This window comes from Rhodoferax sp. GW821-FHT02C08 (assembly GCF_059421805.1).
Genome location: NZ_JBWKVR010000001.1, coordinates 40,901 through 55,901, shown reverse-complemented (window position 1 = coordinate 55,901; position 15,001 = coordinate 40,901). Strand labels below are relative to the sequence as shown.

General features: G+C 61.3%; 17 protein-coding genes. 14 read left to right on the top strand and 3 right to left on the bottom strand.

The genetic code is table 11. The annotated features are described in order from the left end of the window. Positions 1 to 31 precede the first annotated feature (31 nt). Genes AC07VY_RS00285 through AC07VY_RS00275 form a run of 3 tightly spaced genes read left to right on the top strand, consistent with a single transcriptional unit; the run spans position 32 to position 5,651 of the window. Positions 32 to 1,462: an efflux transporter outer membrane subunit gene (locus tag AC07VY_RS00285; protein ID WP_495096046.1), complete on the top strand. Its 1,431-nt coding sequence runs from the start codon at positions 32 to 34 to the stop codon at positions 1,460 to 1,462. Beyond that, complete coding sequence (locus AC07VY_RS00280; RefSeq protein ID WP_495096047.1) at positions 1,459 to 2,589, top strand: efflux RND transporter periplasmic adaptor subunit; 1,131 nt, start codon at positions 1,459 to 1,461, stop codon at positions 2,587 to 2,589. Before AC07VY_RS00285 ends, AC07VY_RS00280 begins: the two co-directional genes overlap by 4 nt. Next, a complete protein-coding gene (locus AC07VY_RS00275; protein WP_495096048.1) occupies positions 2,586 to 5,651 on the top strand; it encodes an efflux RND transporter permease subunit in 3,066 nt (1,021 codons plus the stop codon). Before AC07VY_RS00280 ends, AC07VY_RS00275 begins: the two co-directional genes overlap by 4 nt. A 138-nt stretch (positions 5,652 to 5,789) precedes the next feature. On the opposite strand, the gene AC07VY_RS00270 is transcribed toward AC07VY_RS00275, so the two are convergent. The 3 genes from AC07VY_RS00270 to AC07VY_RS00260 form a co-directional block, all read right to left on the bottom strand. Then, positions 5,790 to 6,098, bottom strand: a complete 309-nt coding sequence (locus AC07VY_RS00270) for a BON domain-containing protein (protein WP_495096049.1) — start codon at positions 6,096 to 6,098, stop codon at positions 5,790 to 5,792. 270 nt (positions 6,099 to 6,368) lie between these two features. Next, positions 6,369 to 6,653 (bottom strand): lysozyme inhibitor LprI family protein, encoded by a 285-nt coding sequence (locus tag AC07VY_RS00265; RefSeq protein ID WP_495096050.1) that lies wholly within the window; start codon positions 6,651 to 6,653, stop codon positions 6,369 to 6,371. A gap of 74 nt (positions 6,654 to 6,727) precedes the next feature. After that, complete coding sequence (locus AC07VY_RS00260) at positions 6,728 to 7,219, bottom strand: winged helix-turn-helix transcriptional regulator (RefSeq protein WP_495096051.1); 492 nt, start codon at positions 7,217 to 7,219, stop codon at positions 6,728 to 6,730. A gap of 273 nt (positions 7,220 to 7,492) precedes the next feature. Here AC07VY_RS00260 and AC07VY_RS00255 point away from each other — a divergent pair, with 273 nt between their 5' ends. The 11 genes from AC07VY_RS00255 to AC07VY_RS00205 all read left to right on the top strand — a co-directional run bounded on the left by AC07VY_RS00255 (position 7,493) and on the right by AC07VY_RS00205 (position 14,842). Continuing rightward, positions 7,493 to 8,476: an MBL fold metallo-hydrolase gene (locus tag AC07VY_RS00255; RefSeq protein ID WP_495096052.1), complete on the top strand. Its 984-nt coding sequence runs from the start codon at positions 7,493 to 7,495 to the stop codon at positions 8,474 to 8,476. Positions 8,477 to 8,599: 123 nt separating this feature from the next. Next, on the top strand, positions 8,600 to 9,010 hold the full coding sequence (locus AC07VY_RS00250) for a hypothetical protein (protein ID WP_495096053.1): 411 nt from the start codon (positions 8,600 to 8,602) through the stop codon (positions 9,008 to 9,010). A 63-nt stretch (positions 9,011 to 9,073) separates the two neighbouring features. Further along, positions 9,074 to 9,487, top strand: coding sequence for a tautomerase family protein (locus AC07VY_RS00245; RefSeq protein WP_495096054.1), 414 nt, complete (start codon positions 9,074 to 9,076; stop codon positions 9,485 to 9,487). A gap of 13 nt (positions 9,488 to 9,500) precedes the next feature. Continuing rightward, a complete protein-coding gene (locus AC07VY_RS00240; RefSeq protein WP_495096055.1) occupies positions 9,501 to 10,121 on the top strand; it encodes a flavin reductase family protein in 621 nt (206 codons plus the stop codon). 67 nt (positions 10,122 to 10,188) lie between these two features. Next, positions 10,189 to 11,085 carry an alpha/beta hydrolase gene (locus AC07VY_RS00235; RefSeq protein ID WP_495096056.1) on the top strand — a complete coding sequence of 299 codons (897 nt, stop codon included), beginning with the start codon at positions 10,189 to 10,191 and terminating at the stop codon, positions 11,083 to 11,085. A gap of 30 nt (positions 11,086 to 11,115) precedes the next feature. After that, positions 11,116 to 11,904, top strand: coding sequence for an enoyl-CoA hydratase/isomerase family protein (locus tag AC07VY_RS00230; protein ID WP_495096057.1), 789 nt, complete (start codon positions 11,116 to 11,118; stop codon positions 11,902 to 11,904). A 724-nt stretch (positions 11,905 to 12,628) separates the two neighbouring features. Beyond that, on the top strand, positions 12,629 to 12,913 hold the full coding sequence (locus AC07VY_RS00225) for a hypothetical protein (protein WP_495096058.1): 285 nt from the start codon (positions 12,629 to 12,631) through the stop codon (positions 12,911 to 12,913). A gap of 46 nt (positions 12,914 to 12,959) precedes the next feature. After that, positions 12,960 to 13,403 carry a hypothetical protein gene (locus AC07VY_RS00220; protein WP_495096059.1) on the top strand — a complete coding sequence of 148 codons (444 nt, stop codon included), beginning with the start codon at positions 12,960 to 12,962 and terminating at the stop codon, positions 13,401 to 13,403. A 116-nt stretch (positions 13,404 to 13,519) separates the two neighbouring features. Beyond that, positions 13,520 to 13,936, top strand: coding sequence for an ankyrin repeat domain-containing protein (locus AC07VY_RS00215; protein WP_495096060.1), 417 nt, complete (start codon positions 13,520 to 13,522; stop codon positions 13,934 to 13,936). Positions 13,937 to 14,098: 162 nt separating this feature from the next. Continuing rightward, positions 14,099 to 14,503, top strand: a complete 405-nt coding sequence (locus AC07VY_RS00210) for a hypothetical protein (RefSeq protein ID WP_495096061.1) — start codon at positions 14,099 to 14,101, stop codon at positions 14,501 to 14,503. A gap of 45 nt (positions 14,504 to 14,548) precedes the next feature. Continuing rightward, the gene (locus AC07VY_RS00205; RefSeq protein WP_495096062.1) at positions 14,549 to 14,842 is read left to right on the top strand and encodes a hypothetical protein; all 294 of its coding nucleotides are present in this window, start codon (positions 14,549 to 14,551) and stop codon (positions 14,840 to 14,842) included. Positions 14,843 to 15,001: the final 159 nt, after the last annotated feature.

Below are 15,001 nucleotides of genomic sequence, written 5' to 3'. Positions count from 1 at the left end.
CCGTGGGTGTCCCCACCCAACCGATACCACCATGCACTCTCCGTCTCCCCGTTCCGTCTTCAGACGGCCCGTCCTGCTGCTGTGCAGCGCCCTGCTCTGCGGCTGCGCCGCCGTAGGCCCGCAGTACCAGGCACCGGTGCCACAACAGCTCACCGTACCCAGCGCCTGGCAAGCAGCCTTGCCGCATGCGGGTGATACCGGGCAATTGCTGGCCTGGTGGGAACAATTCCACGACGCCACGCTGAACCAGCTGCTGCAGTCTGCCGAGGCCAGCAACCCCTCGCTGCGCAAGGCGGCGGCCAACATCGCCTCGGCCCGCGCCAACGTCAGCACAGCCAATGCCGCGGGCCAGCCCACGCTGACCGGCAGCGCCGCCGCAAGCCGAGGCCGAACCACAGGCACCAGCACTACCACCACGACAACCGGTGCGTTGGACGCCAGCTGGGAGCTGGACCTGTTCGGCAGCGTGCGCCGCTCGGTAGAGTCGGCCGACGCGCTGGTATCTGCGCGCCAGGCCGACTGGCATGACGCCCGGGTGTCGCTGGCCGCCGAAGTGGCCACCGACTACTTCACTTATCGCGCCTGCCAGCTGACCCTGGCCAGCACCCAGGCCGACGCGCTGTCACGCCAGGCCACCGCCGACATCACCCGCCGCTCGCTGCAGGCCGGCATGAGCGCGCGGTCTGACGCAGCGCTGGCCGATGCCAGTGCCGCCAGTGCCGCCGCCACCGCCACGGCCCAGCAAGCCAGCTGCGACCTGACGGTCAAGGCCCTGGTCACCCTGACCGGGCTGGACGAGCCCACCCTGCGCCAGCAACTGGCAGCGCAGGCCCCCAGCCTGCCTACACCGCAGATGTTTGCTCTGAGCGCCTTGCCGGTGGCACTGCTCAGCCAGCGGCCCGACCTGGTGTCGTACGAGCGCAGCCTGGCTTCTGCCAGTGCCGAAATCGGCGTGGCCGAGGCCGACCGCTACCCGCGCCTGTCACTGGTGGGTTCGCTATCAGGCAGTAAGACGGCGGGCAACGCCAACAGCACGAGCTGGTCCTTCGGGCCCAGCCTGTCGCTGCCGCTGCTCAACGGCGGCGCCAAGCTGGCGGCCGTGGCCTCGGCCCAGGCCGCCTACGACCTGGCCCTGGCCAACTACCAGCAGGCCGTGCGCAGTGCAGTGCAAGAGGTGGAAGAAGACCTGGTGCAGCTCGACAGTGCCACCCGCCGCGAGGCCGACCTGCGCCGCAGCGCGCTGGGTTACCGGGCCTATGCCAACACGGTGGAGTCACTGTGGCGCGCCGGTGGCGAAAGCCTGCTCAACCTCGAAATAGCCCGGCGCGATGCCATCGCCGCCGAGCAAAGCCTGATCACCGTGCAGCGCGACCAGCTGCTGTACGGCGTGGCCCTGTACAAAGCCGTTGGCGGCGGCTGGTCGGTGCAAGCACCGGCAATGTCCTCTGGAGAAGCGAAGTGAAATTGCATAGAAAAACATGGATTGCAGCTGCTGTCATCGTGCTAGTGGCCGCTAGTGGCCTGTGGATGGCGAAAAGCCCGGCCCAAACCCCCAGCACCGCCCCGGCCAGCGCGAATGCCGGCCTGTCCGTCACGGCGGTACAGCCGCAGCAGCTCAACTGGCGGCGTACCCAGCAGTTTGCAGGTGGCCTGTTTGCCTGGCAGACCGCCAGCATCGCCAGCGAAGAAGCCGGCCTGCGCATTGCCGAGGTGCTGGTGGACGTGGGCAGCGTGGTCAAACGCGGCCAGCTGCTGGCCCGCCTGGCCGATGACAGCGTACGTGCCGACCTGCGCGCCCAGGAGGCCGCCGTGGTCCAGGCCCGCGCCAAGCTGGCCCAGGCCAAGGCCGAGGCCGACCGCAGTCGTGCGGTGCGCGACAGCGGTGCCCTTTCAGAACAACAGGTCACCTCCTACGTGATCGCCGAGCAAACCGCCCAGGGCAGCCTGGACGCGGCCCTGGCCACGCTGGACACGCAACGCATCAAACTCGGCCACACACGCATCCTGGCGGTGGACGACGGGGTGGTCTCCAGCCGTAGCGCCACTCTGGGCAATGTGGTGGCATCCGGCACCGAGCTGTTCCAGCTGGTGCGCCAACGCCGCGTGGAATGGCGGGCCGAAGTCACGGGCAAGCAGCTCAGCACGCTCAAGCCCGGCCAAACGGCCAAGGTCACGCTGCCCGACGGCAGCCAGGTACAGGGCCGCTTGCGCATCGTCGGCCCCACGCTGGACAGCAGCACGCGCAACGGCCTGGCCTATGTGGACCTACCGATCGGTAGCGCTGCCAGCGCCGGCATGTATGTGCGCGGCGAGATCGACACCGGCGAGGCCCCAGCCCTGGTGGTACCGGCCAGCGCCGTAGTGCTGCGCGACGGCAACAGCTATGTGTTCGAAAAAGACGGTACCGCCAAAGTGGCCCAGCGCCAGGTACAGACCGGTCGCCGGCTGGGCGATATGGTGGAGATCACCAGCGGCATAGGCGCACAGGCCACGCTGGTGCTGAGTGGCGGCGCCTTTCTGAAGGACGGTGACCCGGTGCAGTGGACTACCCCTGCTGGCACCGCCAGCGCCGCCAAGGGGACTCCATGAATCTGTCGAGCTGGTCGATACGCAATCCCGTCCCAGCGATCCTGCTGTTCATCATCCTCACCGGGGCCGGCCTGCTGGGCTTTCACCGGCTGGCCATACAGAACTTCCCCGACCTCGACGTACCCACCATCCAGGTGTCGGCCACGCTGGAGGGCGCGGCCCCCGCGCAGCTGGAAACCGAAGTGGCCCGCAAGATCGAAGACAAACTGGCCTCGGTAGGCGGGGTGGACCACATCACCACCACCATCACCGACGGCGCGGCCAGCATCGTGGTCAGCTTCGACATGGACAAGGACAGCGAGGTCGCGCTGAACGAGGTGCGCAACGCCGTAGACAGCGCACGTGCCGACCTTCCTACCGAGGTCGCCGCACCCGTGGTGTCCAAGGTCACCCGCGCCAGCAGCGCACTGCTGACCTATACCGTGCAGGCGCCGCACCTGGGCGAGGCCGATGTGTCCTGGTTCATCGACAACGATATCAGCAAGGCGCTGCTGTCCGTCAAAGGCGTGAGCTCCGTGACACGCGTGGGCGGTGTCACGCGTGAAATGCATGTAACGCTGGACCCGGCACAACTGGCCGGCCTGGGCGTAACCGCCGGCAGCGTGTCCAGCCAGATCAAAGCCGTGCAGACCGACGCCTCCGGTGGGCGTGGCATGCTGGGCGGCGCCAACCAGTCGGTGCGCACCCTGGGCCGGCTGGACCGCCCCGAGCAACTGGCCGGCCTGGCCATTCCCGTGACCACCGCCACCGCACAACAAACCAGCGTGCGGCTGGACCAGGTGGCCCAGGTCAACGATACTGCCGAAGAGCGCTTTGCCTACGCCGCGCTGAACGGCAAGTCGGTGGTCGGCTTCCAGGTCAAGCAGCTCATCGGCACCAGCGACGTGGCCGTGGCAGCGGCGGTGCGCAACGCCGTGCAAAGCTTCAACCAGACCCACCCCCAGGTGCAGATCACCGAGGCGGTGGAAACAGTTACGCCCACGCAAGACAACTACAAGGGCTCCATGCACCTGCTGTACGAAGGTGCGGTGCTGGCGGTGGTGGTGGTGTGGCTCTTCCTGCGCGACTGGCGGGCGACTTTTGTGTCTGCCGTGGCGCTGCCGCTGTCCATCATCCCGACCTTTCTGGTGATGTACCTGTGCGGCTATTCGCTGAACCTGATCACGCTGCTGTCGCTGTCCCTGGTGGTGGGGGTGCTGGTGGACGACGCGATTGTGGAGGTGGAGAACATCGTGCGCCATCTGCGCATGGGCAAGACGCCAATGCAGGCCGCGCTGGAGGCGGCGGATGAAATCGGCATGGCGGTGATCGCAACCACCTTCACCCTGGTGGCAGTGTTCCTGCCCACCGCCTTCATGAGCGGCATACCGGGCAAGTTCTTCCGCCAGTTCGGCATCACCTCGGCGGCAGCCGTGCTGGCCTCGCTGCTGGTGGCGCGTCTGCTGACGCCGATGATGGCGGCCTACATCCTCAAGCCCAGCCCCAACCACGTGCAGCACGACGGCCCCATCATGCGCCGCTACCTGGCCATGGTGCACTGGTGCCAAACCCACCGGCGCAGCACGGTGCTGCTGGCAGGGCTTTTCTTTGTCGGCTCGGTCTGCCTGATACCGCTGCTGTCCACCTCGTTCATCAACGCGTCGGACAACGCGCAGACCACCATCTCGCTGAAGCTGCAGCCCGGCAGCACGCTGGAGCAGACCCGCGCCGCCAGTACCCAGGCCCAGGCGCTGATTGCCAAGATGCCCGAGGTGCGCCAGGTGTTCACCGTAATTGGCGACTCCACCAGCGACGCCAGCAGTAGTACGGTGAACGAGGCCACGCTCACCGTCAGCCTCACGCCACGCGGCACGCGGCCACGTTCGCAGGCACAGGTCGAAGCCGCCATCCGCCAGGCCCTGGGCGCCCTGCCCGGCACCCGCGTCGGTGTGATGGGCCAGGGCAATGGCCAGTCGCTGGACGTAACCCTGGCCAGCGACGATGCCGTGGCCCTGAACCAGGCCACCGCCGCGCTGACCAAGGACCTGCGCACCCTCAAAGGCATAGGCAACATCACCGACAGCTCCAGCCTACAGCGGCCGGAAATCCATGTGCGGCCCGACCCGGTGCGCATGGCCGAGCAAGGCGTGACCACCACCGACCTGGCCAGCGTGGTCCGCGTGGCCACCTATGGCGACTACGCCACCAGCCTGGCCAAGCTGAATCTGCCGCAACGCCAGATCCCCATCCGCGTGCGCTTTGACGACAGCCTGCGCTCCGACCTGGACGCTATCGGCCAGCTGCGCGTGGCCGGGCGCAGCGGTGCTGTGCCGCTGGCATCCGTGGCCGATCTGTCACTGGGCGGCGGGCCGTCGCAGGTCGCACGGCTGGATCGCATGCGCAACGTCACCCTCAGCATCGAGCTGGGCAGCCTGACCACGGGCGAGGTGAACAAGATGGTGCAGGCCCTGCCCAGCATGCAGAGCCTACCCAGCGGCGTGCAGCAGATCGCCACCGGCGACGCCCAGCGCATGGCCGAGCTGTTCACCAGCTTTGGCGGCGCCATGCTGGTCGGCATCTTGTGCATCTACGCGGTGCTGGTGCTGCTGTTCCACGACTTCATGCAGCCCGCCACCATCCTGGCCGCCCTGCCCTTGTCGGTGGGTGGCGCGCTGATGGCGCTGCTGATCACCGGCAGCGGCTTCTCCATGTCGTCGGTGATCGGCCTGTTGATGCTGATGGGCATCGTCACCAAGAACTCCATCCTGCTGGTGGAGTACGCGGTGGTGGCCTACCACCAGCAAGGCATGGGCCGCTATGAAGCGCTGGTGGACGCCTGCCACAAGCGGGCCCAACCGATTCTGATGACCACCATCGCCATGGTCGCCGGCATGCTGCCCATCGCCCTGGGTTGGGGCACCGACCCCAGCTTCCGCGGCCCGATGGCCATCGTGGTCATAGGCGGCCTGATCACCTCCACCGTGCTCAGCCTGCTGGTGGTACCGGTGGTCTTCACCTATGTGGACGACCTGCTGCTCTGGCTGCGCCGCCACGTTAAACGTCACCACCACAGTGCTACATAAAAAGTAGCTGCCAGCACAGGTATTACCTGCGCTGGCAGCCATTTTCATTTAGACCCCAGAGCGCAAAAGGCACCTGCCATCAGATGGATGGCAGGTGCCTTTTTTAGATTGCGACGGCCAGAAGCCGCTGGGCAATATTTAGTCGTTGCTATCGGTCGAGAACGTGCGCACCGAGCTGTAGGCGTTGTGCACACCAGGCACCGTGCTGGCCACATAGCGGGCCTTGGCTTCTTCTTGCGGGCCTTGGGCCCAGCCGTGCAGGGTGATGCTGCCGTTGTCGGCGGTGACGGTCAGGTCCTTGGCATCACTGCCCAACTTGCTGCTCAGCGCAGCTTGGACTTGGCCTGCCAGGTCAGCGTCGTTGCCGGCGGCATGTGCGGGCAAGAAGGCGCCAGCGGTCAGGGCGAACAGAGCAGAAGCGGCGATGCGATTGAAAGTGCGTGTCATGGTGAAGTCCTTCGGGGTTTGCACCGTGACCGGTGCGGTTGGTTGTCGATGGGGTGATCTTCCCAAGCCCCCGCCAACCCCGTGTTGCGAAACCCCACAGGCAGATGTCAACTGCAATCCGGGGTGAAACCCTAGGCCACCATTCGCTATTAACTTGATAGCTACCAGCGCAGTTATTACCTGCGCCAGAGCCACTTTTTACCTAGATTTCACAGACTGCGCATGACGCACCGCCAAATACGCAATGCTTCGCGCCATACGCACTTCCATCTATTTGCCGACCTTCTTGTAGGTCGACAGCACGCCAAGGCCGTCGTCGCTGCAGATCAGCTTCTCTTGCAACGTATGGGCTTTTGCACAATCGAAGCTGGTGGCGTTGGCCGGACTTCCGAGCAGGAGCCAGAGACAGACAGCCAAAGCTTGGGAGCCACGCCGTAAGCCCAGCATCAAATCCTCTCGCAAAAGGGTTACGGCCTTGGTATGCACCATATATTTTTGTTTCAATATGCAGTTGAAGGACGACACGCCAGCCGCCAAAGTTTCGCTGTATTCCATCTGCGTGCGGAGCCTATGAAGCAAGCGTAGCTTTGCACTACATGGTGTATGTCATGAGCAAAGATTGGTACTAATTAGTTAGCGATTGCCTTCTCGTCGTCGGCCCGGAGCTCACCCAACACTGAGCGCGCCGGGCGCGCTGCACCCAGATGCAGATAACGTAGTTCATCCATAAGGGCACTCCAAAGTGGAGGGCCGCCCTTTTCCAACAGTTCCCCGCGCAAAGACGCCTCCTTGCTCGGATGCGTATGCCGAAGGCCCCAGGCGGTCATATGCGCGAGCAGAGGTACAAGCTGTATGGCCGCTTCCGTGAGGCTGTAGATGCCTTTCTGTTGATGATTCGGATCCGAACGTCGTGTCAGCAGGCCAACCGCGATCAAGTGTTTCAGCCGGCTTGCGAGGATGTTCGAGGCGATGCCTTCCTCGTTTTGCTCCAGCAGGGCGCCATAACTGCGCCTGTTCTCGAACATGACATCGCGGATAACGATCAGGCTCCAGCGGTCGCCGATCTGCTCAAGCGTCAGATTGATCGGGCAGCCCGATCGTTTTGTTTGCGTCACAACCATTTTTCTTAAATTTCCACTTGCATTGTGCAAGTAGTATAGGTACTATTGAACCACTTGCAAAATGCAAGTACTTTAGAGATCTTGGCAGATCGGCAGAGGAATCGAACATGCGTGCGGCTTTCATCGCGGGTTACGGCGGCAATTCGGTAGTGCAGTTGACCGAAAAGATGGCAACAACAACATGACCCGATGGGCTGCGTTCGGCTAAAGATCATTACGTATGTATGTATGTATGTACATACACCATCACACACACATTGGTTAGGAAACACTATGAAATTCTCCACCTTCACTTCGCGCACCGTGCTCGCGGTATCGTTAGCATTCGCCAGCACCTTCGTTGCTGTAGCACCGGCCCAGGCCGCAGCGCCGATGCAGCACAAGCAGGTTGCGGGCTTCTATCGCACGATGATTGGCGACTATGAGGTCACCGCTCTGCATGACGGCAGCGCCGGCATTGACTCCAGCCTCCTGCATGGCGATCCAGCGCTCATCCAATCCCTCCTGGCGCGCTCCTTCCAAAACGATCCCAAGAATGTCTCGGCCACCGTCCAAGGCTTCCTTGTCAACACCGGCTCCAAGCTCGTTCTCATCGATACGGGTGCGGGCGGCCACTGGGGCCCACCAGAGCTGGGCAAGCTGGTGCAGAACTTGAAAGCCTCCGGCTACAAGCCGGAGCAGGTTGACCTGGTGCTGGTGACCCATCTTCACGCTGACCATGTTGGCGGAATCTACAAAGACGGGAAACGCGTCTTCCCGAAGGCGACCGTGATGATGAAAAAGGCAGACGCCGACTTCTGGCTGTCGAAGGAAATCGCCGCCAAGGCCCCGGAAGAAGCAAAAATCTTCTTCACGGTGGCACAGGATGCTGCCGCGCCTTACGTCGCTGCTGGCAAGTGGAAGCCATACGAAGGCATGGACGAAATCGTCCCCGGCATCGCACCGTATGCCATTCCCGGCCATACGCCCGGTCACACCGGCTACATGATTTCCTCCAAGGGTGAGTCGCTGCTGGTCTGGGGTGACACAGCCCACGTCCTCGCCGTCCAGATGCCGCACCCGGAAATCGGCATCGCCTTCGACTCAGACAGCACGACGGCCATCAAAACGCGTGAAGACCTTCTGGTGAAACTTGCCGCGGACAAGACGATGATCGCCGCCGCCCACATGCCGTTCCCTGGCTTGGGCCGTGTTCGCAAGGCCGACACCGGCGCTGGCTACGACTGGGTACCGGCGACCTTCCTCAACCTGAAGTAAGCCAAAGCATCACTTGCGCGGTAACGACTACCGCGCACATCCGACAAAGCGCAGCAGCGCTTTTTAGTCCGCGCCATCGGGCGCGCCCTCTGCGAAGACGCAGACATTTGATAGGAGATTGCAATGACTACTAACACCAACACGCCGGGAACGGCATGGATGCAAATCGTCAAGAAGAAGGGAACGAGCGACTTCGCGACTTCGTTCACCGCTGACGCCAGCCTTCAGACCACAGCCCTCAGCAAGGCCGTGGTCGGCCCGACACTCATCGGGGCATTCTTTGCCGCGACGAGCACGATGTACGAACACTTCGTATTCACTGCGGAGACGGTTGACGGTGTGAAGACTTACCTTGAGTGGGATGCCATCCACGGTGGCAAGCCGATCGCCGGCACCACCATCATCACCCGGAATGCGTCTGGCCTGATCGACAACATCAAGCTCTTCCAGAGCCCGCTTCCCGTCGTTCGTGAGTTCTCGTCTGGCCTCAAGGAGCGACTCGAAGGAACACTCGGCCAGGACTTCTTTAGCTAAGCCGAGAAGACAACCAACGTTATCGCCTCGTTCAACCTGAACAACACAACCGAGCAACTACTTATGCCAATATTTCACGCCCATATTCCGGCTCAAAAGTTCTCCAGCGAACAGAAGCGAGCTCTGGCAGATGCCTTAAATCTCGCCCTTCATGAAGCCATGGATACGCCTATGGATGACCGTTTCATCATCATCAGTGAGCACAAGGAGGATGAATTCTTCATCCATCCGACTTTTCCTGACTTGACGAGATCCGACAAGCGCATGGTCGTAACGGTGACGTTCGGTACGAGCAGGACGGTGGAGCAGAAACGCAAGCTCGCGGAGCTGGTCACCCGATACGCAGTAGAAAAGGTTGGCGTCAGCCAGGACGATGTCACCCTGATGATGTATGCCCTTCCCTTGGAGAACATGAGCTTCGGTGGTGGAAAGCTGGTCTCTGACATCGACCTTTCTATGCCTTGGGTCAACAAGTAAGAACGACGAAGCTATGACCGACTGGCATTTCTACGAGCCGGCGCAGGGGCATTCCCTGCGTCACGACCCGCTCAACGCCATCGTCGCTCCGCGGCCGATCGGCTGGATCAGCACAGTCTCTAACGACGGCGTGCGCAACCTTGCGCCCTACAGCTTCTTCAACCTGTTCAGCTACAAGCCGCCGATCGTCGGCTTTTGCTCGCTTGGTGCGAAGGACTCGCTCGCCAACGCGCGTGACACCGGCGAGTTCGTCTGGAATCTGGCGACGCGAGAGCTTGCCGAGGCGATGAACGCCTCCGCGGCGATGGTGCCAGCGCACGTCGATGAGTTCGAGTTGGCCAGGCTGGAGACGCTGCCCTCTGCCAAGGTGCGGCCATCGCGCGTTGCGGCCAGCCCGGTGCAGTTCGAGTGCGTGGTCACCCAGATCGTGCAGCTTGAGGCGCAGGGCGGCGCGGCGCTCCCAGCGTGGCTGGTGTTGGGCGAAGCAGTAGCGATCCACATTGACCGGCAGCTGATCAAGGACGGCGTGTACCAGACTGCGCAGGCGCGTCCGATCCTGCGCGGCGGTGGGCCGGCCGACTACTTCGAAATCGGCGCGGGACAGCTCTTCACGCTTGCGCGACCGGGTGATTGACCGAGGCAAGGTCGATGCCTGTCACTTTTACGGCACCGCCTGACATCTTTCTACAAGGAGAACTTCCATGTTTCAACGTACCGATATCGCATTCGAAGCAGAAGGCGGCGTCACGCTGCGCGGCTGGCTCTATGTGCCCACCGGCGGCACCGGCCCCTATCCCGCCATCACCATGGCGCATGGCTATGCCGGCGTGAAGGAGCACGGCCTGGAGCGATTCGCCGAGAAATTCGCCTCCAACGGTTTTGTCGTCCTCCTGCACGATCACCGCAACTTCGGCGCCAGCGACGGCACGCCGCGCCAAGATATCGACCCATGGCGTCAGGTTGCCGATTGGCGGCGCGCGATCAGCTTCCTCGAACGCCAGGACGTCGTCGACGCGAAACGCATCGGCTTGTGGGGCACGAGCTATGCCGGCGGTCACGCGCTCGTGCTTGGCGCAACCGACCGCCGCCTGCGCGCAGTCGTCGCGCAGGTGCCGACCATCAGCGGCTTCGAGCAAGGACTGCGCCGCATTCCACCCGACGCCGTCGCCGCCATCGAGGATGCCTTCTCGGCGGACGAACGCGCGCAGGCGCGCGGCGAGCCACCGCGCAGGCAGACGATCGTCAGCGCCGATCCGGCCGTCCCTGCTTCATACCGGGCCAAGGACGCCATCGAGTTCTATCTGCAGCCCGTGCCCGACGGTGCCTGGGACAACAGCGTCACGGTGCGCTCGACGCGTGCCGCGCGCATGTACGAACCGGGCGCGTGGATTGCGCGCGTGTCTCCCACGCCGCTGCTGATGGTCGTCGCGCTGCAGGACACGATCACACTGACCGATCTCGAGCTGGCCGCCTACGAGCGCGCCCTTGAGCCGAAGCGCCTCGTGACGATCCCCGGCGGCCATTTCGATCCGTACCTCACCAGATTCGATCAGTCCAGTACTGCCGCGCTGGACTGGTTCAAGGAACACCTCGCGTAACCGCAACTTGCGACAACACAGGAGCACGACATGCCTCATCTCACCCATACCATCGAGCATGGCATTGCCACAATCATTCTCGATCGCTCACCGCAAAACCGCATCGACGACCAGATGGTTGACGAACTGGCCACGGCGATCAACGCGATCGAACGCAGTGACGCGCGCGTCGTGCTGGTGCGCGCCGAAGGCGAGAACTTCAGCTTTGGCGGCGATATCTTGCCCTGGCCCAACGACACCCCCCGCCAGTTGCGTGCGCGCTTCGAGGGTTATATGGACGTCTTCAATCGCTTCGAACGCCTGCCCTTGCCTGTCATCGCGGTGGTGCACGGCTTGTGCGCCGGCGGTGGTTTCGAACTGGCGTTGCGCGCCGATGTCATCTTTGCCGCTGAAAGCGCCACCTTCTGCCAACCGGAACAGTCGCTTGCGCTCGTGACCCTGCTGGGCGGCATTTACCGCGTCGCCGAACGCGCCGGACGCGCACGTGCCATGGAATGGGCACTGACTTCCGAGCGCGTCCCCGCCGCGACCATGGAGCGTTTCGGCGTGATCAACCGCGTCGTCCCCGACACCGAACTGCTTGCAGAGGCGCATGCCTTCGCCGCGAAGTTCGTGCACGGCCCGACACGCGCCCACGCCGCGCACAAGGCCTTGCTGCGCACCTGGGCCAACGGCGGTGTCCAGGCGGCCGACGATGTGATGTTCAACATTGCCATGCCCTTGTTCGAGACCGAAGACGTGAAGGCCGGGCTTGCTTCGGCCACCCAGGCCCTGAAGGCCGGCACGCCGCGCCCGGTGCTCGAATTCAAGGGCCGTTGATCCGCCACGCAAGCCTTGTCACGGAGCGAAACATGCACGAATTGCGGGCGCAAGTAGTCGAGGCGCATGGGGGATTGGTGCGCTGGAAGCGGCATGAAACGCTCAGCGCCACTATCGTGGAGGATGGCGTGTGGACGCCAACGCCAGAACCACGAGCACCGCCAGTCTTTTGATGACCACCCGGGTTCTCGCAGGCCTAAGCTGGATATACCCTAGTGGAGAATATGACCGGTCAGCATGAAATCGACACAAGTGAGCGCAATTGCTCAATTCAATGCATGCAACAACAAAATGAGTATTGGCAGGCGCCTGGCACCGGGAATTTACCGGGTACAGTGAACTAGACGCTTGTCGGCCAAAACCGGGCTTTCACCAACACCGTATGTTCAATCCGGAAATCGATGTAGAACTGACGCTCCTGTCTTCGGATGAAGGTGGCAGGAGAGGTCCAATATTTGGGGAATACCGAGGGGTGTTCAGCGCTTCATCGAACGAGGGTTATTCAATGCGATTCCTGTTGCCCGATGGATGTAGTTTCTCGCCAGGTGAAACGCTCACGCTCGCAGTTCAGTTTTACTTTCCCGAGCAAGCGTTGCCTGCTTTTTCGCTCGGAACGGAGTTCGCTATGTTGGAGGGCCGTGTCGTTGGATACGGCCGTGTCGCAAAGGTCTATCGGCCGCAAGCGAGTTAATTCAGTAAACGGCCACAAGCAGACCTTCAATACATGATTCCTCGCTTCGAAATCGACTTCAACGAAATGGTGGACAGCGACCTTTTTCTGCTGTCGAAAGACGACGTTCGACTGGATGTGCAAGGGCGGCCTGTCAAACTTTTTGAAGGCATGCCGATTGAAGTGACAGAGGACGACCCGTACGCCGACGGGACCACCGCTTTCTTGATAGCAAGCGGCATCGCGACCGTAAACATTGACGGCCCCGATTGGACGAAAGCTGCCAAGTGGTGCTGCCGGCTCGACCCTGCTGGGATTCGCCGCGAGGCATCGCGCTGAGCCCCAATGTCTAACGTAGCAATCGGCCAGAAACGGACATTTGCGTATGCCTAATATTCCACTAGAGAAAGATCAGCTCTGGTTTCGATCTCCGCTATTCGAGATAGAGCCGGGTGAGGATGCAGAAACAAATCCGTTGTGCTATGGCCGGGCACTTGCGAACTGGCTTGCCTCCGCGCTACGCGATGAAGGTATAGAAGTTAACGACGTATTTCCCGAGGATTGGGGATGGTGCGTCATGGTGAAAAGGGCACCGTTCCTCTTGTGGATAGGGTGCGGTAACGTCCATGACTACGAAAAGCAAAAGTCAGGCGATCCTTTGCCTAGAGGCGAAGATGTTGTCTGGACGTGTATTGTTGCTGCCGAAGTACCGCTATTGAAGAGGCTATTTCGTGCACCAGCTACTACGTTTGAAGTTGACGAGCTTTATGCGCGAGTCAAACGCATTGTCACGTCGGCCCGAGGCACGACTTTGGTGGATGAACCGTAAGGACTGGGCTTCGGTTACGAACCTCAAGCAGCCTGCCTGCACCCGGCCAGCAGCGGACATTTCGGTGAGTCTCCAGAGCTCGCAAGCGCGCCCAAACATACAGAAAGCTTTGTCTTATGCCAATCGACGACAACTGGTTTGAGAACGAACGAATGCATGGGGCCGCTGCCGAAGGCAATATGGAGGAAATGTGCAAACTACAGGCGGCAGGACACGGGATTAACGTCTTCGACGATTTAGGACGAACGCCCTTGCACTATGCCGTCGAGGGAGAGCATTACCGCGCAGCGGAATGGCTTGTAGAGCAGGGTGCCAACGTTAATTCAAACGACGAGGCGACAATTGGGGAGACCCCACTGGCATTGGCCGTTCAGCGAGACAATCTAGAAATGGTCGACCTGCTTCTTGAGCATGGCGCGGACCCTGACATCGCTGGTTGGATGGCGAATACTGCGCGCAGTCGCGCCGAGCGTCGCATGGATGAAGACGGTAAAAAAATTTCTGCACTCATTCAGAGACGCTGCCCCTCCTAAAGCAAATCTCCCGTCACAGGCGACAGTCGGCCAGTAGCGGACATTCACGCCAGTCTGCCACTCGTCCCTATTTTTGAGGACGGGTTGAAAGGGGTGGGCCTCCAAGCTGCGGCAAGATGCTGCTCTTGCCTTACGTTGGACTAATAAAAGCCAAGCGCAGTTATGCAATATCAGCCGGTTCACGAATTGGAAGCTTGGTCCAAGCCAGGAAAACTGCTGCCCTTGGAATATCCGAAAGAGTTGCTTCAACATGAAATTTGGAATGCCGGAATTCCAAAAGATATGTTTCTTGGTCTCAGCGCGATTCCCGAAGATATCGACTGCGTGAATCTCAAAAGTTCGTTTGCAGCCGAAGAGGCAACTGAATCTGAATTCTTGGCGTTCTGCGTTGAAAATGAATTGCTTGCAAGCGTAGAGTCTCAAATGTCAGCCATGCGGTTCCTCGAATTTAAGGAAGGCCGCGCCCTTGCGTGGATTCATATCCCCTCAGATGCGCCTACATCGCTCCTAGAAAATATCAGGACACTGCTCGATGCCAGAGGGCATATCGTCATCGACCCTGCATAGTCAGGCATCGGCCAAAAGCAGACCTTACTGACCTTTTAATGAAGCATGAAAATCAATCGCGGTGAGCCTGACCACCCTTATTGGAAGACGCCTTTTTCTCCCAAAGAAATGGCAGTTGCATATTGGGGGTTAAGTGCCTGCTGTGTAGCTCTTGGGCTTGCACGATGGGTCACCCCTCCGACCCCACCGTTCACGGGCCGCTGGGGTTGGTTGGACTCCATGACCAACAGCGCCATGGGAGAGCACGGGCCTGCTATTTTCCAGTTAGGCATCGCGGCAATTTTAATTTTGTGTGGTTTCGCTAAATGGGCCACTCATCTGTCACAAAAACGTCCCTAGCGGACCGGTGATGAATGACTGTTTAGCTGTAGCTTGCACTTCTGCTTCGGGCCCGATTGGACCAGCCAGCCTTTCGACTACAGTCGGCCAGAAGCAGACACCCAGGGTGTATATACCGCGCCAACATTTTTTCCCCTAAGTGTTGCGGCCTACATTATC